We start from the raw sequence: 25721 nt of genomic DNA, 5'->3' as shown, positions 1-25721 counted from the left end.
GCGGCAGGGCACCACTCGCCCCGGCCGGGGTTGTATGTACACGTCGGGCATATCGACCACTTCATCCGGCGCGCTCGCGTAGATACGTTGCAAGGTCGGGCACGTCACGGGCTTTACGGTCTAAACCGATTGCCTTGAGTAGACCCGTCAGGGTGTTGATATTGTTGGTATGCCGCGCTTCGTCGATTTCCTCGCCACGGGCAAGCGCGGCCTCCCGCTGCTCAATCTGAACCTCCAACCAAACGACGCGACGGCAAATGCTTTGCCGCTGGTAGCTCAAAGCCTCCACACCACCCAGATCAGCCTGCAGCGCGGTCAGGCGTTCACGGGCGGCCTGCGCCAGCCGGGTGCGGCCGTCCAGCTTGTCGATCCAATCCGCTGCATAACGGCTGGTTGTCTCGGCGTGTTTTGTGTCCATCTTGCCTGTTTTGGTGGGGTATGTTGTTGGGTATACTGATAATTGTACCCGTCAACGCCTGCAGCACAATGGAGCGTGGCGGAGCAGTTGGGAATCGAACTCGGTTTTTCGCTGGTGCGACCCTCCCCCGGTCGGGAAAGACCCTTTCAAACGCGAATGATTCCCAACAACAAATAGCCCCGGTCATTCCGGGGCCGTCCGTCAGTGTCTCCGCGCCGAAAGGTCGTGCTCGATCTGCGCTTTCGTTTCGCGAACCATGATGGTCGCCCAATCAATCGCGGCCTTATGGCCCAGGTTTTCCAGCACCAGCCCGTACGCCGTGCCGTACAGCACCCCGGCAGTTTCCGCAATGCTGCATTCGTCCGCCTCCATCGCCTCGAAAAACTTGTTCAGTGCTTTGGTTGCTGTGGTGTTCATCTCATTACCTCTTTTGGTGGTGGTGTGCGGAATGTCGCATTTGTCGTATGCGCGCACGTAGCGAATAACAAAGCCAGCCCAGACACAGAGAAAGAAAGGGAGAAGGTTTATTAGTACTCGCACGCGCATACGACATTGCCGACATTTTTAGCCGCCGAGGTCTTTCATCAGGGTGGATACCTGTTCGCGGCGCTGGCGTTCCTGTTCGGCCACAGCAGCGAAGCGCGCATGTACGCTCGGGTTCACCATGTACGCAGCCGGACGGCCCCGCTCGTTTAGCTTGTCGCCATCCGGCGAAAGCCAGCCGTAGGACTGAAGCCGCTGCATGGTTTCGTCCAGCTCCCAGGGCTTCCACTTACGGGAGACACGTAGATTCCGGTCCATGTCCCGTTTGACGGTGAACCGCTCCCAGGTCCGCGCCAGGATCAGCCCCGCAACCGTTCGGGCGTTGTCTTCGATGTTGTCGAGTTCCTGGTAGAACCGGACGGCGTGCGGCAGCAGGCAGCCCCACAATAGATCGGAGACGCGCTCTGCATTGGTGGCGCTCGCCTCCTTGCTGGACGGGTGTGTGCCCTCGGTCGCGCAGTCGATAGCGTGGAATGTCAGCAGCAGGCGAGAGAAAAGCCCTTCCCACTTACCGAGGGCCGCCGTCAGGAACGGATTGGGGTGCGATTGGGTGACGGCGTGCAGACGATCCCACAAGGCCTCCTTAACGTCGTGTGCGCCCTCTGACAGCTTCACCACGTCGAACCCCGGCTTAGTCCCCGCGAGGTGTTCGATCACGTCCTTGTAGGCGCGCTTGGCGTCCATGTCCGGGTGGCGATCCTCCCCGCGCTGCGCATCCCGCGCGAACAGGATCATGAAACGCTGGATCATCCCGTCGTGGTTGCTGTTGCCCGCGTAGTCGTGAATAACGGACGGTTGAATGCCGCCCACCACGGACGCGGACCAGTTCTCGATGAAGGTCGAACCTCGGCTAACCCGGTCGATACTGTTCGGGCCGCCGTTGTACGCTTCCAGCCAATCGGCCCGGTCCTTACCGCCGCCGTTCTTGTAGGCGTCCATGCTCGACAGCCAGCCGGTCAGTTCATCGCGAAAGACCAGCACGCCGCGCGGTTCACATTCCGCCATCACGGCCCCCATCTTCTCGACGGTGGTGTCTCCGAAGATCAGGCGCTTGTACACGGGCGCGTCAGGCGGGATCTTGTCCGGCTCTTCCTTCTGCATCCGCTTCAGGGTGCGCTCATACTCTTGGCGCTTCTTGTTGGACTCCTTGCGCCATTCCGCATCTACGCTGTTCGCTGGCCCCATCGCTTTCGACAGTGCGGGAGACTTCTTGGCGGACGGCTGGCCCACGGCTGCAAACCACAGGCGCGCGGATTCGGTCCAGGTGGGATCGTGCCGCTTCGGCTGGATTTGGATTCGGTCATCCGTGCAGGCTGCGGCAACCGTGATCGCGGCCATGCCGACTACGCCGGGATCAACGCCCATCAGTTCGCCCTGGTCCTTCGCAAAGTCGGCAATCGCGTCGGGCAGACAATCCACGGGGAACGGTTCGGGCTGTAGGTTCCCGAACAGGTCCACCGCTTCGGGCCACTGGCTGGCACTTGCGTTCATCTTCTGGACTTGCTGGTCCAGATAGGTCACGCCTCGATTCTCAGACATCGCAGCCCACCTCCCGCGCCGCAGCACGCAGACGGCCAGCGGCTTGCGACAGGCGGTCGAGGTCGGTATCCGCGAGGGATTCACCACGATGGACCGCCTCAGCGGCCACCATCACCAGCAGCGCCTCCTGTGCAAGTGCAGACAGAACATCGCGCGGAACATGACGGCGCTGCGTGCCTCGCATGGGGCGGCGGTGGTCCCGGCTGGGGTCTTCCGGGAACAGGTCCCGCATTTCGAGACCCACGGCGGCCATAACATCAGGCACACCGCAACCCGCGAAACAATGCACTAGGACAGTGCCGTCATCGGTCTCGCGAATGGACAAAGACGGGGACCTATCACCATGCGCCGGGCAACAAGCCATCCATCGGCCAGGCCCGTTCTGTTTAACCTTGTCCAGACGGTCGAGAAGATTGTGGACCGGAGCAGTGCCGGTGCTATAATTAGGACCGAGCCGCCCGCTCATCTCTGCCCCGTTCCCGGTTGCCTCCGGGGCGGGGCTTTCTTTTGCTTCAAGCATCGTGCCCGCCCTCCCGTTCAACTTCCCACGCTTCCAGATCGGCCACGCGCCACCGCGTGCAGCCGGACGTGAGTTTGATTGGCTTCGGGAACTTGCCTTCACGCGCCCAGCGCCAAGGGGTTTTTGGATGGACGTTGTAAAGGTCCGCGATTTGCTTATCGCTTAGGTGGGTCGGCTTTTGGTGGGTCATTGTCTGCACCTCGTGTTTATCAGTAACAACGGGTGCAGGTTCTTAAAAGGCGGGGCGGGTTAGGAATATCGTCGCCGGTATTGCTAACCCAGTTCGGTCAATGCCCAGCGGTAAAAGTCCACGTCTTCGCGGAACTTCGGGTCAGTCTTGTACTTTTGTTTCGCGGCTCTTAGATGGGTTTTTGTGGTTTCAAAGTTATCGAATACCCCAAAATTGCCCGTTTGGTGGTTTTTCCAAAAGTCGGCATTGTCCGCAACATCACGCAGCACGGCCCGTTCGGATTCGCCCTGCTCCGTGCGGTTCATTGTTCGCGCGAGTAGGAGCGCCCGGACCACGTGCATATCGCCCGGCTTGCCTGCATTCGTGCCCGGCTTCGGGGCCGCGAATGCTTCCGGGCCGCGCTCCTGGTATTCGCGCAGCAGGGCGTCGAACGCCTCGGGGTCAGCCCGGTGGGCGGCGCGTAGGTGCCTTTTCACTTCGGTATCGTTCATGCCGTCGCCTGCCCAATGGTTGCCACGGTGGCCGTATTCGGTGGCCCCTCATCCAGGAACCCCGCCCAATCGACCATCAGCCGCGACCGTTGCGGCAGTAGTTCGTCGCGAGCATAGGCCGCGCGGGTGGCGTCGCTGTTCACATGGGCAAGGGCCAGTTCCGAGACTTCATCCGGGTATGCGGTACGGGACCGTGCCCAGTCCTTGAACGATGAACGGAACCCGTGCGGCACCACCACGCGCCCCGTGGTGGGTTCGGTGTATCCCATGCGGCGGCAGACGGCGCTGATACTCATATCCGATAACACGCCACCACGCGGGGCCGCGAACAGATAGCCGCCCTCCATGCGCGGCAGAGACTCCAACAGGGCCACCGCGTGATCGCTTAGGGGCACACGGTGCGGCTTGCCTGCTTTCATCCGTTCGGAGGGGATCGTCCAGACGCGGGCGGCAAGGTCGATTTCATCCCACGTTGCTTTGCGCACTTCGCCAGAACGGGCCGCCGTCAGGATCGCGAACTCTAGCGCCCGCGCCCCTACGCCTTCGCGCGTGTGCAGGTCGGCCATGAACTCCGGCACCCGTTGCCAGGGCAATGCGGGGTGGTGCTTGGTCCGCTTGCGCTTGCCCACATTCGGCATAACCTCCTTGAGGTTGCCGTCCCAGCGGGCCGGGTTCTCGCCTTCCCTATAGCCGGAGACCGTGGCGAAGGTCAGCACGGATTCAATGCGCTGGCGCACGCGCGTGGCTGTCTCGGTCTTGCTGGTCCAGATCGGGTCCAGGACGTCTTTAACGTGCGGCAGTTCGATAGCGTCCACCGGCAGGCTGCCCAGTTTCTCGAACGCGTACCGTTCCAGCGAGCCAATCCAGTCGGCGCGGTGTTTTTCGCTGCGGAAGTCTTGCGCCTTGACGTGGTGGCATTCGCGGGCAACCTGCTCAAAGGTCTTACGCTTCGTCTGTGCGGCCCTGGTGGCGTCTCTCGCGGCCTTTCGCTCGGCAACCGGGTCGATACCCTCCCGAATCTGTTGCTTGGCCCCTCGCGCCGCGTCACGCGCCTGCGCAAGCGTCACTTCCGGGAACGGTCCCAGCCCCATATCGTGCCGGACGGCATACGCCTTCCCGCTGGCCGTGGGGCGCATCTCTCCGGTGGAGTAACGCAGCACCCAGGACGTGGCGCCGGACTTCGTGACCTGCAACAGCAGGCCGGAGACTCCGCCCACGGCGTGCAGCCCCGGTTTAGCGGTCAGTCTCCGCACCTGCGTGGCGGTCAGTTCCTTGGCTTTCTTTGGCATTACGTAACCTCCAACCTACCCAACAAAGGGCGTGTTATCGGATGCTACGCGTCGTTACTTCACGTTACAAGGGGCAAGGGTTAAACTGTGCGCGTTCAGGGGCTTGCGTTACTTGGCGCTACAGGACGCAACCCCACGGCGGCGGGCGCCGCCTCCACCAATTTAGATCGACCAATCAAGCGCCTACGGGCGCTTTTTTGTTTGTATTCGAGGAATACGCATGGCCGTCTACCAGGACACCCTGACCGAGAAAACCCGCGGACGCGGCACCCTGAACATTACTCAGGCGGTCGAGCACATTGTGCGCGCCTCCGGCATCACCACCGGCACCTGTCACGTCTTCCAGCATCACACCAGCGCCTCCCTGCTCGTCACCGAGAACGCCGATCCCGACGTGCGCCATGACCTGGAGACCCTGATCGCACGCATGGCCCCGGACCGCGATCCTGCCTACCGCCACGATATGGAAGGCGACGACGACATGGCCGCCCACGCCCGCGCCATGCTCACGCACAACGACCTGACCGTTCCGGTCGGCCAGGGCCGCCTGATCCTCGGCCAGTGGCAGGGCCTGTTCCTCTGGGAACACCGCTACGCCGCCCACACGCGCAAGCTCACGATCACGGTCCAGGGCGAGTAGAACCCGCCTCAACCCCGCTCGACATGCACCGTAATCCCGGACCTCATCAACGCGTACCCGGATCGGCGAATGCCGCGAGGCCCGGGAAGGCTTGAAACACGAAGCTCAGACCAGAATCAGCAGCGTCGCCAGCCCCAGGAATGACAGAAATCCGACCACGTCGGTGACGGTGGTCAGGATGACCGCTCCGGAAAGTGCGGGGTCCATGCCGAGGCGTTTCAAGGTCAGCGGTATGGTGATCCCGGCCACGTTGGCCACCGTCATGTTGATGATGATCGCCAGCGTGATGATGAGGCTGATCGCCAGGTCCTGGAACCACAAATGGGCCACCAGGCCGACAACCAATGCCCAGATAATCCCGTTGGCCAGGCCGACCCACAGCTCCTTGTTCAAGAGCCACCAACGATTCGTACCGGCGATTTGACCCATGGCCAGGCCACGGATGACCACGGTCAGGGTCTGGCTCCCGGCAATACCCCCCATGCTGGCCACCACGGGCATGAGTACCGCCAGGGCGACGACCTGCGAGAGCACGGCCTCGAACTGGCCAATGACGTAGGCGGCCAGAAAGGCCGTTGCCAGATTAATGCCGAGCCAGATACCGCGACTGCGAATACTGAACCGGATCGGTGCGAACAGCTCGCCTTCTTCCTTGACCCCGGCCATCCCGAGCAGGGTCGCGTCCGCATCCTCGCGCACGATCTCCATGATGTGGCTCATGTTCAGCTGACCTACGAGGACGCCTTCGGCGTCTACCACGGGCGCAAACGGCAGTTCCCGGGCACGCAGGATGGTTGCCGCCCTGCGGATATCCATGGTGTCGAGCAGGCACGTCGGCATGTACATGAAATCGGCAACCGTCCTTTTTTGATGGTTGCGCACGAGGTCGACCAGACGTAGCGAGCCAACGAGGCGGGCATCCTTGTCCGTGACCAGCAATTCCTGCGACTCGCTGTCCAGCGAGTGACTAATGCGTACAAACCGTTGAACGGCCTCGAGTGTTACATCCGGTTTCACATTGGTGGTTTCGGGATCCATGTAACGCCCGACCGCATCGTCATCGTAGCCATGAAGCGTCGTGACATGGTGTCGCACTCCCGCGGCCAGCGTTTCGATCACGGATTCGCGGATCGGATCGTCGATCGTGTCCAGGAGCTCCGCCACCGTTTCCGGTGGAAGATCCTGCGCCAGGGCCGTGACCTCCTCGACCGGCATGTCCGCCATCAAATGCTCGCGGGCATCCACGCCGACTTCGGCCAATACCTCCCCGCGCTGGTCTTGAGGTATGCAGGACCAGATGCGTTCCCGCTCACGGAATGGAAACGATTCCAGCAACAAGGCGATGGCCTGTTCATCCAGGCCTTGCAGGAAATCGCAGACAGCGGCTTGGGAGTCGGATTCGGCGAGCTGCGCCTGCAGGCCAAGCAACAACTCTTCGATCGTGGCGGAACCGTCACTGGCCGGAACCGAAGTCTCCCGTTGCGGATCAGGGGCGTCTTCGGTGGCGGGAGTCATTAGCAGGCCTCTTCAGTCCAGGTGCAGGGGTCCAACCGCAACCCTCTCCTGCGGTCCTGACATATGGTACATGGCCACCGCCCGGCCCGACGGGTGACCGCCAGGGTCGGACCACGGTAACCACCTGACTCCACGTCTTTTTTGACCACAAAAACCGCCCAATGAGACGCTTATTCGTGCAATTTCGGACGCAAAACGGTCGCGTCAGGGCGAGTACATCCAATTCAGCCCCGCTCGACATGCACGGTGATCTCCTCGCGGTCGTGATAGAGCTGGCGCGCCCGCATCCGGTGGGTGATTCGGGCATCCAGCAGGCGTTCCTCGATGTGGTCGAGGCAGTCGTATACGGTTTTCCAGCGCTGTTTCATCGGCAGCTTGAGATTGAAGATGGCCTCGCGGCACCAGCCGGCCTCCAGCCAGTCCGCCATGCGTGCGGCCACCCGCGAGGGCTTGTCCACGATGTCGCAGACCAGCCAGGTGACTGATTTCGGTGGCACCCAGGAGAAGGCGTCCTCGCGGTGGTGCTCCACCTGGGTGGTTGCCATCAACGGGGCATCCATCGGGCCATTATCTACTGCGTGCACGTACATACCGCGTCGCACCAGCTGCCAGGTCCAGCCGCCCGGAGCCGCGCCCAGGTCCACGGCCTGCATCCCCTGCGCCAGGCGCGTGTCCCAGGCCCCCCGCGGGATGAAGGTGTGCCAGGCCTCCTCCAACTTCAGGGTCGACCGGCTGGGCGCCTCGCGCGGCGAGCGCAGATGCAAGATCCCGCCCGGCCATTCGCTGCGTTCACCGGGCCGGCTAAGGCCCAGTTGCACGCAGTCGCCGGAGTGCCAGAACACATGCAGGCGCAGCCCGCCTGCCTGCGCCCGCAGCACCCCGCGTTTGCGCAGGACGGAGGCCAGCGGGCGTTCCACAGCCTTGATCAACCGGCGCAGGCCCTTGCCCTCGTTGGTATCGGGCATCTCGTGCCAGATGGAATCCACCGGGCATCCGGCTGCAAACGCCTGTTCGATGATGGGCGTCAGCCGATCCGCGCGATCCAGGCCCTCGAGTGCGGGCAACGCCGGAAAGACCTGCCGCGCAAAGATCAATTCCTCGAAGGGCAAGGCGCGCGCCAGCCCCTCCACCGTGCAGCCGGCCGGCTCGAAATGGACGTACCCGCTGCCTGGCTGCACCCGCGCAAAGCCACCCAGCCCCGCGCGCGCTGCGCGGTCGGTCAGCTCGGCCGTCAGGTCCGCCTCGAAGCCCGCGCGACAATACAGCAGCAGGCCGGAAAAGCCTGATCCGCTCGTTCCCATCCCAGAACCCCTCTCCCACACACAAAAAAGCCGCCGCACACCCCAATGGTGCACGGCGGCTGCGAGACTACCCGGCCCGCTTGCACAGGCCAAGCCAAACGCTGATCAGCGATCCAGACCAGGATCACCCGCCACGTTCTTCAGCTTCGGCAGGTAGGGCTTGCCGGGGCTGATGGTGTCGCGATCGCGCAGATACCCGGCGACCACATCCCATACCGGATCGGTATCCAGCGGCTCGTGGACATTGGCCCAGCCGGCCACCACGTAGTTCTTGTCCGGGTCCAGCGGCTCACCATTGATGTGCATGTCGCTGATACGGCTACCCATCGATTCGTGCGGATCGATGGTGTATTCGATGCCGGAGGTCCGCACCATGTCCCCGCCGCGGTGATGGTAGGGGTTGGCATTGAAGATCGAGTTGGCCACGTCCTCCAGGGCATTCTTCAGCTGCGCACCGGTCATCTCGTTGCGCTGCGTCTCCGAGTAGGTGGTCGCGGTCTGCGTCATCAACTCCTCGAAGGTGATGGGCGAACCCGGCAGGACGCTAATGCCCCAGCGGAAGCCGGGCGACAGGGCCACCTCGGCATCCATTTCCTTGATCATCGCATCCATGATGACCTCGTCGAAGGTGCCGTTGAAATTGCCGCGGCGGTAGAGAACACCGTCGGTTACGGCCAGTTCTTCATTCAGTTTGTCCTCATAGGGCTCGCGCACTGTGCGGATGTGCTCCTCCATCTCGGCGTCCGGCTCGATCAGGTTGGAGAACACCGGCAGCAGGGTGAACTTGTAGTCGCGGATGCCGCTGTCGGTCACATCCAGATCCATCACACCAAGGAACTTGCCATTGGAGCCGGCATTGGTGACCAGCGTGGTCTCGCCACCGGCATTCTCGATCTCCATCGCGCCCGGCACCGCGTCATGCGTGTGCCCGCCCATGATGATGTCCACATCGCGCAGGCGACGCGCCATCTCCATGTCGGTGACCATGCCGTTGTGCGACAGGATCGCCACGACCTTGGCGCCCTTCTCGCGGCACTCGTCGATCATGCGCTGCATGTTCTCGTCGCGGATGCCGAAGCTCCAGTCCGGGAACATGTAGTCGGGGTTGGCCACGGATGTATAGGGAAACGCCTGGCCGATCACGGCGACCGGCACGCCATTCATCTCGCGGATGGTATAGGGCTCGAACACCGGGTCGCCCCAGTCGCGATCCTCGATGTTCTGCGCCAGGAACTCGATGTTGTTGGGTTTGAAGTCGTTCTCGATGATCTCCATCACCCGCTCGTCGCCGAAGGTGAACTCCCAGTGGCCGACCATGATGTCCACGCCCAGTAGTTTCTGCGCATCGACCATGTCCTGCCCGTTCGTCCACAGCGACGTGGCGGAGCCCTGCCAGGTATCGCCACCATCCAGCAGCAGGGAATTCGGGCGATCCGCGCGCAGCTTCTGGACCAGCGTGGACAGATGGGAGAACCCACCCAGACGACCGTACTTCTCGGCCGCATACTTGAAGTCCATATGGGTGACAGCATGCGCCAGCGGCGTGCCCGGCTGGATATCGAAATATTCCAGCATTTCCTTGCCGGCCAGCACTGGCGGCTTGCCCTGCATATCGCCCACGCCGATGTTCACGTCCGGCTCGCGGAAGTGCACCGGCTTCAGCTGCGCGTGGCAGTCGGTGTAGTGCAGCAGCGACACGTTGCCGAATTTCGGCAGGTCGTACATGTTTGCATCGGCCGGCTTCCAGGACCCCTTCTCGCCTGCCCAGGCATTCATCGAGAAGCCGGCGGCACTGGCCGCGACCATGGCTTCGAGAAACTCTCTGCGCGTAAGACTCATATGGATCTCCTTGGTGGCTTGGTTTTATCCGGGACGCCAATCGCACCCCTTACCAAGCTCACGACGCACGGCCACCGCGAATGTTCCCCGGACCGGACGGGGGAATGGACATAACAACAGCGTATTTTCGCGATGTTTGATGGAGATCGGGAGGAAAACACGCCATTTCCTGAGTGTTGGCGAATTTCCATCTTTTTGCCACGCCCGTCACATTTCGCACCGGTGCAGACACAAAAAAGCCTGCCATCCGGAGATAGCAGGCCAAGACGCGACATACACCGTCGGAAGCAATCGGCCCGCAGCGCACGCTGGGGGATCGTGCATCCCTTGCTAGGCCGAGGATCGGATCCGACGATCTCAGGCTAGCCAGCCTTCCGACGGTCTTTCTTGATCCAGATCAATATATACGGCGATCCGTTTGCCGCGCTTGCGCACCGCGGTTGGCAGGCGGCGACCTCAGGCCCCGTACTTTCCCTGGGCCGCCAGCCCGTTGTCCCGGGCGCGCTCGAACACCGTCTGCTGGGCCTTCTCGAAATTGGCGGCGGGATCCTTGCCCCAAAGCTCCATCGCGGCCTGCTGCATGCCACGGCCATAGGAGAAGGACAGCGGCCACGGTGTCCCACCGATCTGGTTCATGGCGTCCAGGTGATTGGTGGCATCGGCGTCGCTCTGCCCGCCCGAGAGGAACACCACCCCCGGCAGGATCGCCGGCACGGCGGATTCCAGGCAGCGCAGGGTCGCATGGGCGACGTCCTCGACACTGGCCTGCTCGGGGCAGTCCTTGCCCGGCAGCACCATGCTGGCCTTGAGGATGGTGCCCTCGAGCAGCACGTGATGCTCGTACAGCGCCCGGAACACGGCCCGCTGGGTCGCCTCGGTCACGCCGTAACAGGTCTCGATGTCATGGTCGCCATCCATCAGGACCTCCGGCTCCACGATCGGCACGATCCCGTGCTCCTGGCACAGTGCGGCATACCGTGCCAGGGCATGCGCATTCGACTCGATGCAGGTATCCGTGGGCATGGTCTCGCCAATGGTGATGACCGCGCGCCATTTGGCAAACCGGGCCCCCATCCGCGCGTACTCCTCGAGCCGCTCGCGCAGCCCGTCCAGGCCCTCGGTCACCTTCTCCCCGGGGAAGCCGGCCAGATCCTTCGCGCCGGTATCGACCTTGATGCCGGGCAGGATGCCGGCCTCGTTCATCACGTCCACGAACGGCTTGCCGTCACGGGTGGACTGGCGAAGCGTCTCGTCATACAGGATCGCGCCCGAGATGTACTCCTTCAGCTTCGGCGTCGTCAGCAACAGCTCGCGGTACGTGCGGCGGTTCTCCTCGGTATTCTCGACACCGACCGCGCCCAGGCGCTTGGCAATCGTCCCGGTGGATTCATCAATGGCGATGATGCCCTTGCCGGGAGCCACCATCGCTTCGGCCGTCTCTACCAACTGATCGATCTTCATGCCTGCTCCTTGGATTTCTGCGTGGGACTGCCTTCGAAGAGTAGTCACCCTCCGCGGGTTCTTCCAACCCGACAGGGAAAACCCCACCACAGTTTCCGGAACAGCACGAAAGGCCGTGTGCACGGCGCACGAAAACCGCTCAGGCGTAGTCGCCCGCGGCGTGTCCGGAGGCCCAAGCCCACTGGAAGTTGTGGCCACCCAGGTGCCCGGTTACATCCACCACCTCGCCAATGAAGTAAAGGCCCGGGATCGTCCGGCACTCCATCGTCTTGGATGACAGCGCAGCGGTGTCCACCCCGCCCAGGGTGACTTCCGCCGTGCGATAACCCTCGGTCCCTGCAGGCCACACCGTCCATGGCTGACAAGCGGCCACTACCTGCTCGATATCCGCGTTGCTCAAGTGCTCCAGCGCCCGGTTCTCCACCCACAACTCGCACCAGCGCTGCGCAACCCGGCGCGTCAGCTGCTCGCCCAGCACACTCTTGAGCTCCAGCTTCGGACGCTGCTCGCGCAGTTCGCGCAGATGCGCCGCCAGATCGATGCCCGGGAACAGGTCGATCGCCACCGCCTGTCCCTCCTCCCAGTAGGACGACGCCTGCAACACCGCCGGCCCGCTCAATCCCCGATGCGTGAACAGCAGATTTTCGCGAAACCCCATGCCCCCGGCCGTCGTCACCGTATCCAGCGCCACCCCCGACAGCCCCTCCAGCTCCTCCAGGGGGCGCCCGCTCAGGGTGAACGGCACCAGGGCCGGACGGGTTGGCTGCACCGGCAGCCCCAGCGAGCGCGCGAGGTCCAGCCCGAATCCGGTGGCCCCCATGCGCGGGATGGAATAGCCGCCCGTGGCAATCACCAGCGACTCGCAGGCAATGGCCTCCGCACCGGCCTGCAGGCGGTGCGGCGTGCCCGTTTCTACATCCGTCACCGGCGTGTCGGTGCGCACCGCGACACCGGCCGCCGCGCACTCGTCCAGCAGCATCCGCACGATGTCCTTCGACGAATGGTCGCAGAACAGCTGGCCCAGCTTCTTCTCGTGGTAGGGAATGCCGTGCTTGTCCACCAGGGCGACGAAGTCCCACTGGCTGTAGCGGCTGAGCGCGGACTTCACGAAATGCGGGTTCGCGGAGATGAAATTCTCCGGCTCGCAGTACATGTTGGTGAAGTTGCAGCGGCCGCCGCCCGACATCAGGATCTTCTTCCCGACCCGGTTGGCGTGGTCCAGCACCAGCACCCGGCGCCCGCGGGCGCCCGCCGTCAGGGCACACATCAGCCCGGCCGCCCCGCCCCCGATCACGACCACATCGAAATGCTTCGCCGCCTCACTCATGGCGCGCGCTGCGGCTCGAACCGGGAGTCGGGCGTCGTCCCTGGCACAATCAGCGCACCCACTCCTTGCGCACCACCAGGGTCTGCGCGATCAGGTCATGCAAGGCCTGCCGACGCTTGGTAAAGGCCACCATGATGTAGCCGATCATCAGGATCAGCCCGGACAGGATGGTCGCGAAATGCCGCCCGGTCGCACGCAGGAACGAGATCCGCTCGCCCTGGAAGTCCACCACCCGCAGCCCGAACACCATCTTGCCCAGCGTCGCTTGGTACTGGGAGCTGTGCATGCCGGCCCAGTACAACCAAGCCACCACGACATTCACCAGAAACCAGGCCGCCTCCCCCGGCGGCACGGGATCATCCGGCCCGCGCGCAGCCAGGGTCTCCGGGCTGATCAGCGCCTGCGCCACGATCTGCGGCACACCGATAATCACCGCATCCAGCAGATAGGCCCCCACGCGCACCCAGAAGCCACCGTAGGCCGCGCGCGCCTCGGGCGGGCCGTCGTCACTACCGACTCCGGCCGCCAGTGGCGCACCACACTGAATACAAAACCGCGCCTCTGGCGGGTTCTGCTTGCCACACTGTCCACAATCCATGATGTCTCGCTCTCCCTTTATGTTGTGCGCTCTCGCCGGGACGGTCCGCCTACAATAACGGCTCGACGGGAAGGATCCGGGTCATCCCGGACACAAACCGACGCCACAGACCCGCCTTGGGCTCCTGACGGTAGGCATTTCCGGAACCGTCCCGCCATACCAGACCACCGGATGCATCCCGCTCCACCCGGTAGGCCACCTGCGGTCGAATCCCCCGTTGATGCAGCGCGGCCAGCTGCTCCACCAAAACCGGCTCGGACAGGAACACACCGGACTCGCTGTTGGTATGCGCCGAGCGCGGGTCCAGGTTGAACGAGCCGACAAAGGCCTCCTCGCGGTCGAAAACCAGCAGCTTGGAATGCAGGCTGGCCTGCGAGGCGTCGATGCCGCGATCGCGCTCCAGGCGCGCCCAGCGCGGCGGCCCGGTCGGACGCAGCTCGAACAGCTCGACGCGTGCATCCAGCAACGCATGTCGCCGTCGCGCATAGCCGGCATGGGTAAAGGCCACATCGTTGGCCGCCAGCGAGTTCGTCAGCACCTGTACACGCACCCCCGACTCGCTCATCCGCGACAGCTGGGCGGTCCCGTCGCGCCCCGGCACAAAGTACGGCGAGACGATCAGCAGTTCCTTCTCCACCCCCAGCAGCCGCTCACCCAGGGCGTCCGCAACGCGCGAGCCATCGCCTCGTGCACGCGCCTTGGCCTCGTTATCGACCACGAACTCGGCTTGCGTCGTCCACACATATGCCGCCGGGTCGGCAATCGGCTGCGGCACCGGTTGCCCATTCAAGGGTTCCATCTGCATCAGGGGATGGGTGTGATTCTGCGCCAGCCAGGCTCGCAAGGACCCCTGCTGCATTGCCAGGCGCTCCGGCGAACCGTCCTTTCGCGCAACGCGCTCGACTCCGATCGCGCCCGGACTGTTCCAGAATTCCACGAACGACCGGTCGATCTCGCGCACCAGCGGCCCCACCACCACCAGATCCAGATCCGCAAAATTGTAATCGGGGCTCGCCTCGAAGTACTCGTCCCCGACATTGCGCCCGCCCGTAATCGCCAGGCGCCCGTCCACCACCCAGGCCTTGTTGTGCATCCGGTGGTTCAGGTCGCTACCACGAAAAAAGAACTCGGCACTGGCCCGCAGCAGGCCCTCGCGCGTACGGAAGGGATTGAAGATCCGAACCTCAACGTTCGGATGCTGCGCAATCGCGGCCAGCGTCGCGTCCCGCCCACGCGCGTCGACGTCATCCAGGAGCAACGAGACCCGAACGCCACGATCGGCCGCCCCGAGCAATTCGCCCATCAACACCCGTCCGGCAGCATCGTCGCGCCAGATATAGGCCTGCACCTGGATTCGTTCGCGCGCCATGCGCACGCTCATCACCCGCCAGCGGAAGGCTTCGGCCCCCTCGTCCAGCAGCCGGAATCCCGTCTTGCCCTGATCGCGGGCCGGCGCAAATCCTTCCAGCCACTCCGCTAGCGGTCCTTCTGAGGCGGGGGGCTCCAGCGCTTGCCATCCGCGTTCCGGCGCCGGCTGCAACGGCGCACAACCCGCCGCGAGTGCCAGAAACAGCAGCACTGCCAGAAGCCAGGAAAACCGGTACGAATCACGCATGAACAAGCAATCGCCCGACGCGATGCCCCCTTTATCAAATAGCACGCCCGGTGCCAGCCTGACGCCGCGTACGCGGCCTGTCGATACCGCCCGCCCAGGCATAAAAAAAGCGAGCCGGGCGGACCCTGACTCGCTTCTTCACAATCTGGTAGGCGCGATTGGACTCGAACCAACGACCCCCACCATGTCAAGGTGGTGCTCTAACCAGCTGAGCTACGCGCCTGTCGTCTTCGAGCCGCGTATTCTACCGACTCCCCGCCCCCTGTCAAAGCATCCGTTAACGCATTTTGCGTGCCGCGTTAACGGGGTCGGCCCACGGCACCCTGGACGCGCAACGCTGCATTGACCGTCGATCGCGCTCTTGCCGGTCGCCGCGGTTTCCCGGCGCGCGACGCACCAGGGTGTGGACGAGCGGTTCCGACCTCGAGACCCAACCGGCCTCAGCCCCGTTGCACCGCCTTTTCATAGAGTCCCGGAAAGCGTCCTTCGGGATCGCATTCGCGCTTGAGGGCCTCGTAGGCCGGGCGGTCGTAGTTCTGCCAGAAGGTGGCTTCGTCGTAGGTGCTGCGCGAGTACAGGCTTTTCTTGCCGCCGTGCTTCGCGACCAGTGCCTCGACCCGAGCGTTGTAATAACCATCGGGCTCGCTGGAGCGGACCATGTCCCAGAAGCCGAAGTTGATGTACGCGGTATCGGTACGCAGCTGGAACAACGAGAACCCGGCCTCGGGCACGACAAATGGGCAGATCCACACCGGACGGATCCCGATTTCGGCCTCGAAATCGGCCAGAAACGCCGCGGCGCTGGCGATCGGGATGTCGACGTCCTGGATCACCGACTCGCTGCGCGGGCGAACCGCATGGAGCAGACTCAGCGGCCAGCGGCGGCTGGCGCGCATGATCTTCTGGTAGGTCACGCTCGACAGGCGCTTGCGCCCGAGAAGCAGCCGCACCGGCTTGAGGTGGGCGCCGACATTCCTGCTGCACCAGAACCAGTCGGTGTCCCAGCGCCAGAGGTAGTCGTGGATGCTCAGATAATCCTCGCGCCGCTCGCGCAGGCTCCGCCAGTACTGGCGCATCCAGGTGTAGTCGCTGGCCTCGGTGCCCGCCGGCGGCGATTCCACGCAATGCGCGCGGGTCAGCACGTAATCGCCGGGTGCGAAGTACACGCCATCGAGAAATGCACAGGTCGGATGCGCGCATTCCTCGGCGATCGCCGTGAACAGTTCTTCGGGGTCGCGGAAGCGTGTGTGCTCGAGCCGGACATAGGGCTGCACCGGAATCAGCCGCAGTCGGACCCGGGTGGCGTAACCGAGGCTGCCGTAGGAGTTCGGAAAGCCGTAGAACAGTTCCGGGCGATGCTCGCGCGAGCAGGTCAACACGCGACCGTCGGCGACCATGACGTCGAGCTCGTCCACCGTGTCGTGCACCAGGCCGTAGCGGAACGCACCCGACTCGATGCCGATCCCGGTGGTCGCGCCGCCGACCGTGATGCTCTTGAGCTCGGGCACGATGGCCGGTGACAGGCCGTGCGGCAGGGTTGCGTCGACCACGTCGGCATAGGTCGTCATGCCCTCCACCTCGGCAATGCAGGCCTCGGGGTCGATCTCGATCACGTGGTTGAGCGAAGCCACGTCGATCTCCGTCCGGCGGGCCTCCTCGCGCGGCCTGAACAGGTTGCTGGTCGACTTTCTCAGGCGCACCGGTCCGTCCGACCCGGCCAGCGCCGCGGCCATCGCCTCCACACGATTGCGGTGGGCGGCCCAGGCGGCGCTGCTCATCGGACCGGCTCGTAACGCGGCAGATCCCCGTGGCTGAGCACGAGCTGCCAGAGATTCAGCTGGCGCGCCCGGAAGGCGCCGGCACAGCTCAACAGGTAATAGCGCCACATCCGGTAGAAGCGTTCATCCAGGCCTTCGCTTTGTTTCAGATCCGGCCACGCGGCAACGAAATTGTCGTCCCAGACCATCAGGGTGCGGTCATAGTCCGGGCCGAAGTTGTGCCAGTCCTCGAGCACGAACAGCCCCTCCTTGGCCCGAGTGAGCTGCGCCTCGGATGGGATCACGCCACCGGGGAAGATGTATTTGGCGATCCAGCGGTCGGTGCCGCCACGGCTAATGTTGCCGCCGATGGTGTGGACCAGCGCCAGGCCGCCGGGCTTCAGGCGGGCCCGGGCCAGATCGAAGAAGGCGCGAAAGTTCTTCGGCCCGACGTGCTCCATCAGACCGACACTCAGGACACGGTCGTATTCCCGGGATTCATTGGCCGCCTCGCGGTAGTCCTGCTGCCGAACGTCGACCGGCAGGCCCTCGCAAAGCCCTCTCGCGTACTCCACCTGCTGACTGCTGATGTTGTAGCTGTCCACCTCGCATCCGTGCTCCGCGGCCAGAAACCGGGCCAGCTCGCCGAACCCGCCGCCCAGTTCGAGCACGCGCATACCCGGCTCCAGGTGCAGCTTGCGCGCGATCAGGTCCAGCTTTGCGCGCTGGGCTTCGTCCAGGGTCGCGTCAGCCCCGTCGGGGCCGTAATAGGCGCAGGTGTATTGCATGGTCGGCCCGAGCATGGACTCGTAGAGCCGGTTCGAGAGGTCGTAGTGCTGCTCCGCGACCCGCCGCGAGCGCCGGCGACTCTGCTCATTAGCGAGCCAGCTCAGCAGCACCCGGCCGAGCACCGCCGGGCTGCGCACCTCGCGGTCCAAACGTGCCCGAAGCAACCGGAAGAACAGCGCGTCGAGCCGCTCGGTGTCCCACCAGCTTTCCATATAGGCCTCGCCGGCGCCGAGCGACCCCTCCGCCAGAATCCGCCGATACAGCCGCTCGTCGTGGACCTGGACATCCCAGGGCCGCTGCCCCCCGACCTCGACGTCAGCGCTACGTAACAGCTGCGTGACTTGTTGTCTTGCTGACATGTTCGTGCTCCTTGCAGAAATCGGATGGCCGGCTTGCGGCACCGGCCTGAGCGCAGGGCCTGCCACTCGAGAAGCGCAAGACTATGGCCCCATGCAAAACCCAGGCTACTGTGGATAGCACATCACCGCGAGGGTTTGTCCATGCCACGCGCCCTTCGCCACTGCAACGACACTATCATTCAGGATTCCAGTCAGTGCATTCGGGGACGCCCTGTCGACGACCGGCCGGATGACACGAACAACGTTTTCTGCTCGGCCACTCTGTCGGTACGCACAATCTCCAAACCGAGAGATCCATTCATTTGATCAAGTGGTGCAAATACGGTTTCGGCACCAAGCCCCGAACGGGGTTCATCCGATGGGTGTTATCGCTGTCCAGAGGGCGGGCCGAAGTCTTCTGAGCGACGGGATTGGACTGCGTAACCGCGCCGATTTCCCGGATCTAAAACCAACCGCTGCCTCGATATGGTCATGGTCAAAACTTCGCCCGCACCCGGGACATTTCGAGAGGACAAGGTCCGCTCAGCAGGCAAAGTCAAAAGGATGCAATGGCGGCTGCGCCGGATAGCTCCACGCGGCCTTGCCCTGGCTCCACTGCCAGGCGGCCAGGGCCGCGGCACAGGCTGCCACCGAGTGGTCACTGGCGCCCCCAAGATCCTGCGCACCAGCCAGTCCCCTCGCTTCAAGCCACGCGAGCAGTATCTGGCGCGCCGCCGGATCCTTCTTCATGGCCCGTAAGGCGGCGACAGGGGCCGCTCGCAGGGCCATGGCCACGGTTGGATGCACCTCCACCACTCGCGCATCCGGGCGTTCCATACAGAGCATTCGGCTGACGGCCACACCGCGCAGCGTCAGATAGGCCATACGTGGCGCCGACGGGGCCATTACGGTCCCTGCCGGGAGGTCCAGCCCCACAGCCAGACGGCGCAAGGCCTGATCCGACTCGCGGCTGCCGCCGGTGGCGGAATACGACAGTGGTGCGTCCAGCCCCACAATCGCGCCGGCCGGCACCTGGTCCAGAATGGCCTGGTCGTTCGCTCCCGCAAGCAGCTCCGTCAGTTGGAGTCCCCCGCCCTGTTCGCGGAACACAGCGACCGACGTATGCAAGGAACTCCCCGGGCCGGACAGGTCCACCCCGATGATCATCTGCGCCATTCTAAATCCCTCGGTCCCCTACTCCAGAGGACCCACGATCGCATCGATCGCAGCGGGGTGCGATCAAACTCGGCATCGCATGGTCCGATAGAGATCGCTACCGGAATTGTGAGTAGGGCCCCGATGAACGCTCCAAATGTTGAACGCGACCGAACCGTCGATCCCATCGAGGTGGAGCGCTACCGCGCCCTGGCCGAGATGTGGTGGCAACCGGATGGCAGACTCTGGCCCCTGCACGTGCTGAATCGCCTGCGCACCGACTACATCCGGGATCAGCTCTGCCACTCGCTCGGACGGGACCCGGAAGCCGACCACCCCCTGGCCGGCCTGCGCATGCTGGACATCGGCTGCGGCGGCGGCCTGTTGAGCGAGGCGATGGCCCGCCTGGGCGCGGACGTGCTCGGGGTGGATGTCGTCGACCGCAACATCGCCGCAGCGCGGCATCACGCCGAAGAACAAGGCCTGGATGTCCGCTACGAGGTCAACACCGCCGAGGCCCTCGCCGCACGCGGGGAAGCCTTCGACGTGATCCTCAACATGGAGGTGGTCGAACACGTCGCGGACCTGCCCGCGTTCATGGGGAGCGTCAACCGCATGCTCCGCCCCGGCGGCCACACCTTTGTGGCCACCATCAACCGGAGTCCGGTCTCATTCGTGGTGGCGATTGTCGGCGCCGAGTACCTGTTCCGCATCCTGCCCCGGGGCACCCATCAATGGAAGCGCTTTGTGACGCCGCGGGAAACACGGGAGCTGCTCGCCCGGGACGGCCTGGAACCCGCGGCGCAGACAGGGGTCAAGGTAAATCCGCTCAACCGCCGGATGTGGTTGTCACGATCCATGAGCGTTAACTACATGATCCTGGCGCGCAAGCCCCCTGCCTAATCCGGCGTCTTCGCTCGCCGGACACGCCACCACGAGGCAGGAAGCGCGCGACCCATGGGTGGCCAGCACGCTCCATTCCTCCACCACCAGATCCGCGGCGGCGAGCTGCGCGCGGAGATCGGCCTCGTAGGTCACATGCCCAAAATCGATGGTCGTGATCCGCCGTAGCAAGGGCTTCAGCGTCTCCATCCAGCGCACAGTGCGCCGTTGAATCGTCTGCGTGAACACGAACCGGCCACCGGTTGCCAGCAGACCCTTGCAGTGGCGCAGGGCCCGCTCCGGATCGGGCAGCAGCATGAAGCTCGCAGAGAAATACACCACGTCGTAGGGCCCAGCCACGTGGTCATACACGGATTCCTTCCACACCTCGACGCTGTCCACAAGCGGCGATCCCGCCAGACGCCGCCGAGCCCGCCGGACATAGTCGCCATCGATATCGATCCCGGTCAGGCGCAACCGCTTACGCCTCACGTCCCCAGCATTCGCCAGCAACGCCCCGCCCGTGCCGATGCCAACGTCCAGCACCCGGGCCCCCTCGGGCATCCGATCCAGTGCGGCTGCGTACCAGCGCGCCGTCAGCCGGAGAATCAGAAAATCATAGATTGCGCTTCGCATGGAACGTTTCGCCAGGTACAGGGGAGGGTTGTCGCGGCGGGGCCGTGCAAGCGCGCCGACCGCGATGCGCCACCCTACCGCATGACGGGGCACGATGATCGGACCACCCGGAAGCGCCAAATCGACAGGTCCGGAAGCCACTCATGGATCCGGGTCCGGAAAGAGATCCAGTTGATCCCGCGCACGCCCCTGCCCCGCCCGGCCCTGGATACGCGCCGAGAGTCGACGCCGGCTGCCATGACGCCGATGGATGCCAGCATTCTGCTGGCGGAAAGCACCGTTTCCCCGCACCGCCTTGAAGCGTTCACGTGCCCTCCTCGCAGCCTCTTTATGATCCACCAAGGGCGCCGGATAATCGTGTCCGATGCGGCAACTGGATTGGCGCTGCAGGCTTTCCGGCATCTTCCATGGCTGATGAATCCAGTCGCCCGGCACCCTTGCCAGTTCAGGCACCCACTGACGAATAAATTGGCCTTCCGGCTCCTGCTCCAGTGACTGCTTCACGGGGTTGTAGATTCGCAGTGCGTTAAAGCCTGTCGTGCCGGACTGCATCTGCATCTGGCTGTAGTGGATGCCCGGCTCGTAGCCCGTGAACATGCGAGCCAGATGCAGCGCCGGTCGCCGCCAGTGGAGCCAGAGGCGATACGAGGCGAACGCGACGACCATCGCGCGCATGCACGCATCGACCAGCGAATATCCTGTGAGGCCATCCTTCCAGGCACAAAATCGGTGCTCGTCAAAGGCGTCTTCGCGCAGGCCATCACACGCACGGTGCAGGTTGTGGAATTCGATGTCCGGGGCATCTTCCAGCTTCTGCAGGAAGTGGCAGTGCCAGTGCAGCCGTTCTTCGAACTGGCGCAGCGACTTTCACCACGCGGCCTGCCGGCGATCCTGGCCGCTTGGTGCCCGTAACTGAATCTGGCGGTCACGCAAGGCCTGCAGCACGCGACGTAACGAAACCGTGCCATAGGCCAGATGCGGACTCAGGCGGGAACTTGCCGTCCAGGCACGGCCGGGGCTGCTGATACCGCCGGCCTAACGCTGCCCGCGTTCCCGCAGCAAATCGCGCATAACCCCGCGTCCTGCCTCCGAGCCCGGTTCCTGCAGTTCGGTCACGGCATCTGCCACCACACCCTTCGGGCAGCGAGGCAGGCGCTCCACGCCACCCGCCACGGCGGGTCCGGCGGCCAGGGCCCCGGGCGGTACAAACGCGGACTCGCGCATCAATTCCTCCCACTGGGACACCCAGCCATCGCGGTTACGCAGACCTCGGACTACCCCATGCTGGCGATACTCCCGCCATGGGATGCCGCGATGGCGAAGCAGGTGCGCGACCGCGCCATCACGGTCATCGGTCCAGCGATTTCCGGTTTCCTGGTGGCTGTACACCGAGACCACAGGGATCTCTTCGCACAGTTGTTCGAGCACCTCCACCGCATCGCCCTCACGCACGACGAGAGGTCGACCCCGTTCGGACACGGCCTGGTCCAGTTCCAGTAGGCTTGCGCGGACGAAATCCCAGTGACGCCGGCTGGTGTCCGAGAGCTCCCAGTAACCCGGTGCCACGATGTACAGCGGCAGTATGGGCCCCGCTTGTGCGGCGTGCTGGAGCGGGGCGTGATCATCGACGCGCAGATCGCGCTTGAACCATACGAGGTGGACGGGCTCGGGTATTCGGTATGGACTCTGGAACATGGGGCCTGAACCGGCCTGCATCGAAGGCGCCGGCCCAGCCTTTCCCAGTGCAGACTCCCCAGCATGCCGCCAGGTTCGCTCGAGCCCCAGCCCAATGGCTGCACGAAACCCGACATTGAACTTGCTCGTCCGGCACAGGACGAACGCTTTGTCTTGCCCCGAGGAACCATCCGACAGGAGCCACGCCCGATGAGCGGACGTACGTTACTGGTGACCGGCGCCACCGGCGGCGTGGCGGGAGCGCTGTTGCAGGCACTCGATCCCGCATGGGACCGGATCGCCCTGATCTCGCGAGACGCCGAGGGACTGGAAACCCTGTGTGCCCACCTGCCAGAGAGCCTCCAGGCATACACAATCGTCGCGGATGTCAGCACCGCGGAAGGCGCGGATCGGGCTGTGGCCCAGGCCTCCGAACATCTCGGAGAGTCCCCCACGCAACTCGCCCACTGCGCGGGCAGCGCGCTTCTGGCGCCCTTGCACCGCACGACGGAGGCGCAGTACCGCGCCTGCATTGCCGCCAACCAGGACAGCGCCTTCTACACCCTTCGAGCCTGGGTGAAGGCCCGGCTACAAGCCAACGAACCCTCCGGCAGTGCCGTCCTGTTCAGCTCCGTCGTCGCTCAGATCGGGGTCTCCAATCACGAGGCAATCGCCATGGCCAAAGGCGCCATCGCCAGCCTGGTCCCCGCCGCTGCCGCGACCTACGCCGGTCACGGCATCCGCATCAACGGCATCGCCCCGGGTCTGACCCGGACGGGAGCTACCGAACGCCTGTTTGCGTCACCGCTTGCCGAGCAACAGATCACGGCGCAGTATCCGCTGCAACGCTACGGGCAGGCGGAGGATCTCGCACGGGCCGCCGCATGGCTCTTGTCCGACGAAGCCGAATGGGTAACCGGACAGATCCTGTCAGTGGATGGCGGTTTCTCCCGTGTGCGACCTCTGGTGCAAACGGGCGGCTAACGGGGTTTGGCACGCATAGCGATCATTGGCGCCGGTATCTCCGGGCTCACTGCCGCCCGGCGCCTGCATGATGCCGGACATGACTGCCTTGTGCTGGAGAAGAGCCGGGGCCTTGGCGGGCGCATGGCGACCCGGCGCGCTAATCACCTGACTTTCGATCACGGTGCCCAGTTTTTCACGGCCCGCGGCGCACGCTTTGCGCGACAGGTCCAGGCTTGGCAGCAGCAAGGTGTCGTAGCGACCTGGGGAGACGGCCGGCTGGTGGGCTGCCCTGGCATGACAGCCCCGGCCGACGCCCTGGCCACCCCTCTAAACGTGCGGCTCAATTCCCGCGTCGAGACGCTTCTACGGTCAGTCGATGGCTGGCATCTACGAGTTGAGAGGCCGTCGGAGAACGCCGACTTGGACGGACCATTCGACGCAGTATTGCTTGCGCTTCCAGCACCCCAGGCCGCCGAACTGGCGGTTACCGCCGGAATGGGCTTTCCGGAGCTCGACGGGGTTCGCTACGCACCCTGCATTGCGCTGTTGGCAGCTTTCGAAGGCCAGATCACAATGGACCGACCATCGCAGGAACTCTCCGGGCAACCGCTCGCCTGGGTAGCCCGCAACAACACCAAACCCGGCCGCAACGCAAAACCGGAGACGCTCGTGGCCCACGCAGGCCCAGACTGGTCCCGTGAGCACATCCAGAAAGGCCCCGATCAGCTAGCGCAACCGCTGCTGACGGCCCTCCGGCCCCTGCTCGGCTCAGCCCGCCTCCTCCAGCATCAGGTCCATAGATGGCTATACGCACGGGTCGAACAGGCCGCCGACCAGTCCTGTCTCTGGGACGCGGAGCAACGGCTCGGCGCCTGCGGCGACTGGGCCCTGGGGCCGCGGGTAGAAGCTGCATTCGACAGCGGCGAAGCACTGGCCGACACGGTCCTTCAAGCCCTTCCGGCGCCGGACCGGCACGCCCAGTGACCAGCCCCTTCAAGTCCACCGGCCAGGCGCCGGATGGTCACACCGCCTTCTTCCCCACGACGCGGGCAGCCGCCCTGGAACGGCTCTCGGACTTCGCCCCCCTCGCGGGTCGTCACTACGCGGCTCAGCGAAACCGCGACCCCGGTCCAGGTGAACGCGACAACGTATCCCTGCTCTCGCCCTACATCCGCCATCGGGCCATTACCGAACACGAGGTGATCGCAAAGGTGCTCGCCCACCATTCACCCAAGGCGGCCGAGAAATTTGTCCAGGAGGTCTTCTGGCGCACCTACTGGAAAGGGTGGCTGCAGATGCGCCCCCAGGTCTGGCGGTCATTCCTAGACGAGCGCGACATCGAACAGGCGCGCCTCGCCAGGGACAACGGGTTGCGCGAGGCGGTCGCTGCCGCCGAGGCTGGACGCAGCGGGCTGGAGGGGTTCGATCACTGGGCCCGCGAACTGGTCGAAACCGGCTATCTGCACAATCACGCCCGCATGTGGTTCGCCTCCATCTGGATTTTCACGTTGAGGCTTCCATGGACCCTTGGGGCGGACTTCTTCATGCGTCACCTGCTTGATGCCGACCCAGCCTCGAACACCCTAGGCTGGCGTTGGATCGCCGGCATCCAAACGCCGGGCAAGACCTACCAGGCCAGTGCCGACAACATCGCGCGCTTTACCGATAACCGATTCCGCCCCACCGGCCTGGCGCCCCAGGCACCCGCGATCCGCGACGAGGCCCCACCTCCGCCCGGAGCGCTGCCCGCACCGCGAACTCTACCGCGGGACCGGCGCGTGCTGCTCCTGCTTCACGGAGACGACTTCAATGGCCATGAATTGCTCCCGAAAGGAACCAACGTGGCCGCGGTCGCCGTCACTCCGCGTGGTCACCCCGACATGCCCTGGCCGTTTGGTCCCAAGGCCGCCACCTGGGTCGACGCACTGGCCAAGGACGCGGTGCAGCACGCGGGCGAGGCCCTGCAAAAGCCCGCATCCGTGCTCCCGCGGCCACACGCTGATGCCCTCCGCGTGCAGTGCGTCGCCGCCAGCGTGACCACCATTGCCACACCCGAGGCGCCCGTCGGGCCCTTGGCCGACGCCCTCGATACTCTTGCGCACGAGTTGGCGGAAGACGGAATCGAGATCATCCCCCTGCGCCGGACGTGGGACGATCTCGCTTGGCCCCATGCAACCCACGGGTTCTTCCGCTTCAAGCGCAAGATCCCCGCACTGCTCGCCCGCAACGGCTTGTAGC

Annotated in this window: 23 protein-coding genes, 1 tRNA gene and 1 pseudogene; 5 read left to right on the top strand and 20 right to left on the bottom strand. The window is 64.4% G+C overall.

Annotated elements, in window-relative coordinates; genetic code table 11:
* Nucleotides 1-61 precede the first annotated feature (61 nt).
* From D579_RS0105945 to D579_RS0105920, 7 genes are all read right to left on the bottom strand, one after another.
* Nucleotides 62-418: a hypothetical protein gene (locus D579_RS0105945; RefSeq protein ID WP_018951401.1), complete on the bottom strand. Its 357-nt coding sequence runs from the start codon at nt 416-418 to the stop codon at nt 62-64.
* A 201-nt stretch (nt 419-619) separates the two neighbouring features.
* Nucleotides 620-835 (bottom strand): hypothetical protein, encoded by a 216-nt coding sequence (locus D579_RS0105940; RefSeq protein WP_018951400.1) that lies wholly within the window; start codon nt 833-835, stop codon nt 620-622.
* Nucleotides 836-982: 147 nt separating this feature from the next.
* Nucleotides 983-2500: a DUF3987 domain-containing protein gene (locus tag D579_RS0105935; RefSeq protein ID WP_018951399.1), complete on the bottom strand. Its 1518-nt coding sequence runs from the start codon at nt 2498-2500 to the stop codon at nt 983-985.
* Entirely contained in the window at nt 2493-2684 is a 192-nt protein-coding gene (locus tag D579_RS15225; protein ID WP_231376840.1) for a hypothetical protein, read from the bottom strand. Before D579_RS15225 ends, D579_RS0105935 begins: the two co-directional genes overlap by 8 nt.
* Nucleotides 2685-3012: 328 nt before the next feature.
* Nucleotides 3013-3210 (bottom strand): AlpA family transcriptional regulator, encoded by a 198-nt coding sequence (locus D579_RS14660; RefSeq protein ID WP_081621693.1) that lies wholly within the window; start codon nt 3208-3210, stop codon nt 3013-3015.
* 83 nt (nt 3211-3293) lie between these two features.
* The gene (locus tag D579_RS0105925) at nt 3294-3701 is read right to left on the bottom strand and encodes a hypothetical protein (RefSeq protein ID WP_018951397.1); all 408 of its coding nucleotides are present in this window, start codon (nt 3699-3701) and stop codon (nt 3294-3296) included.
* Nucleotides 3698-4990, bottom strand: coding sequence for an integrase arm-type DNA-binding domain-containing protein (locus D579_RS0105920; protein ID WP_018951396.1), 1293 nt, complete (start codon nt 4988-4990; stop codon nt 3698-3700). The genes D579_RS0105925 and D579_RS0105920 overlap by 4 nt, the downstream gene beginning before the upstream one ends.
* A gap of 220 nt (nt 4991-5210) precedes the next feature.
* Between D579_RS0105920 and D579_RS0105915 the strand changes: the two genes are divergently transcribed.
* Entirely contained in the window at nt 5211-5630 is a 420-nt protein-coding gene (locus D579_RS0105915; RefSeq protein WP_018951395.1) for a secondary thiamine-phosphate synthase enzyme YjbQ, read from the top strand.
* Between the two features lie 105 nt (nt 5631-5735).
* Here the strand turns inward: D579_RS0105915 and D579_RS0105910 are convergent, their stop codons facing one another.
* The 11 genes from D579_RS0105910 to D579_RS0105860 all read right to left on the bottom strand — a co-directional run bounded on the left by D579_RS0105910 (nt 5736) and on the right by D579_RS0105860 (nt 19346).
* A complete protein-coding gene (locus D579_RS0105910) occupies nt 5736-7145 on the bottom strand; it encodes a magnesium transporter (protein ID WP_018951394.1) in 1410 nt (469 codons plus the stop codon).
* A 224-nt stretch (nt 7146-7369) separates the two neighbouring features.
* The gene (rlmM, locus tag D579_RS0105905; RefSeq protein WP_018951393.1) at nt 7370-8446 is read right to left on the bottom strand and encodes a 23S rRNA (cytidine(2498)-2'-O)-methyltransferase RlmM; all 1077 of its coding nucleotides are present in this window, start codon (nt 8444-8446) and stop codon (nt 7370-7372) included.
* A 105-nt stretch (nt 8447-8551) separates the two neighbouring features.
* Nucleotides 8552-10285, bottom strand: coding sequence for a thiosulfohydrolase SoxB (soxB, locus tag D579_RS0105900; RefSeq protein ID WP_018951392.1), 1734 nt, complete (start codon nt 10283-10285; stop codon nt 8552-8554).
* A 456-nt stretch (nt 10286-10741) separates the two neighbouring features.
* Complete coding sequence (locus tag D579_RS0105895) at nt 10742-11746, bottom strand: class I fructose-bisphosphate aldolase (RefSeq protein WP_018145769.1); 1005 nt, start codon at nt 11744-11746, stop codon at nt 10742-10744.
* Between the two features lie 139 nt (nt 11747-11885).
* Nucleotides 11886-13073: an NAD(P)/FAD-dependent oxidoreductase gene (locus D579_RS0105890; protein ID WP_018951391.1), complete on the bottom strand. Its 1188-nt coding sequence runs from the start codon at nt 13071-13073 to the stop codon at nt 11886-11888.
* 49 nt (nt 13074-13122) lie between these two features.
* Complete coding sequence (locus tag D579_RS0105885; RefSeq protein WP_018145771.1) at nt 13123-13671, bottom strand: RDD family protein; 549 nt, start codon at nt 13669-13671, stop codon at nt 13123-13125.
* A 49-nt stretch (nt 13672-13720) separates the two neighbouring features.
* On the bottom strand, nt 13721-15286 hold the full coding sequence (locus tag D579_RS0105880; RefSeq protein ID WP_018951390.1) for a phospholipase D family protein: 1566 nt from the start codon (nt 15284-15286) through the stop codon (nt 13721-13723).
* Nucleotides 15287-15432: 146 nt separating this feature from the next.
* Nucleotides 15433-15509: transfer RNA gene (locus D579_RS0105875), tRNA-Val, on the bottom strand.
* Nucleotides 15510-15726: 217 nt separating this feature from the next.
* A complete protein-coding gene (locus tag D579_RS0105870; RefSeq protein ID WP_018951389.1) occupies nt 15727-17064 on the bottom strand; it encodes an FAD-binding oxidoreductase in 1338 nt (445 codons plus the stop codon).
* Nucleotides 17061-18191: a cyclopropane fatty acyl phospholipid synthase gene (gene cfa, locus D579_RS0105865; protein WP_018951388.1), complete on the bottom strand. Its 1131-nt coding sequence runs from the start codon at nt 18189-18191 to the stop codon at nt 17061-17063. The genes D579_RS0105870 and cfa overlap by 4 nt, the downstream gene beginning before the upstream one ends.
* Nucleotides 18192-18713: 522 nt before the next feature.
* Nucleotides 18714-19346: a DUF429 domain-containing protein gene (locus D579_RS0105860; RefSeq protein ID WP_018951387.1), complete on the bottom strand. Its 633-nt coding sequence runs from the start codon at nt 19344-19346 to the stop codon at nt 18714-18716.
* A 123-nt stretch (nt 19347-19469) separates the two neighbouring features.
* Between D579_RS0105860 and ubiG the strand changes: the two genes are divergently transcribed.
* A complete protein-coding gene (gene ubiG, locus D579_RS0105855) occupies nt 19470-20228 on the top strand; it encodes a bifunctional 2-polyprenyl-6-hydroxyphenol methylase/3-demethylubiquinol 3-O-methyltransferase UbiG (RefSeq protein ID WP_018951386.1) in 759 nt (252 codons plus the stop codon).
* Here ubiG and D579_RS0105850 read toward each other — a convergent pair.
* Both D579_RS0105850 and D579_RS15450 read right to left on the bottom strand, forming a co-directional pair.
* Complete coding sequence (locus D579_RS0105850; protein WP_019568315.1) at nt 20175-20843, bottom strand: bifunctional 2-polyprenyl-6-hydroxyphenol methylase/3-demethylubiquinol 3-O-methyltransferase UbiG; 669 nt, start codon at nt 20841-20843, stop codon at nt 20175-20177. The two genes, ubiG and D579_RS0105850, sit on opposite strands and share 54 nt — an antisense overlap.
* Before the next feature lie 141 nt (nt 20844-20984).
* A pseudogene (locus D579_RS15450) lies at nt 20985-22517 on the bottom strand (FAD-binding domain-containing protein).
* A 210-nt stretch (nt 22518-22727) separates the two neighbouring features.
* Here D579_RS15450 and D579_RS0105830 point away from each other — a divergent pair.
* From D579_RS0105830 to D579_RS0105820, 3 genes are read left to right on the top strand one after another with little or no spacing between them, the layout of a single operon-like run.
* A complete protein-coding gene (locus D579_RS0105830) occupies nt 22728-23501 on the top strand; it encodes an SDR family NAD(P)-dependent oxidoreductase (protein ID WP_018951381.1) in 774 nt (257 codons plus the stop codon).
* 6 nt (nt 23502-23507) lie between these two features.
* A complete protein-coding gene (locus D579_RS0105825; RefSeq protein ID WP_026289450.1) occupies nt 23508-24467 on the top strand; it encodes an NAD(P)/FAD-dependent oxidoreductase in 960 nt (319 codons plus the stop codon).
* Nucleotides 24464-25720 (top strand): FAD-binding domain-containing protein, encoded by a 1257-nt coding sequence (locus D579_RS0105820; RefSeq protein ID WP_018951379.1) that lies wholly within the window; start codon nt 24464-24466, stop codon nt 25718-25720. Before D579_RS0105825 ends, D579_RS0105820 begins: the two co-directional genes overlap by 4 nt.
* Nucleotide 25721 lies beyond the last annotated feature (1 nt).

This window comes from Thioalkalivibrio sp. AKL12, assembly GCF_000377925.1.
Classification (GTDB): Bacteria; Pseudomonadota; Gammaproteobacteria; order Ectothiorhodospirales; family Ectothiorhodospiraceae; genus Thioalkalivibrio; species Thioalkalivibrio versutus.
This window is presented reverse-complemented; position numbering and strand designations above follow the sequence as displayed.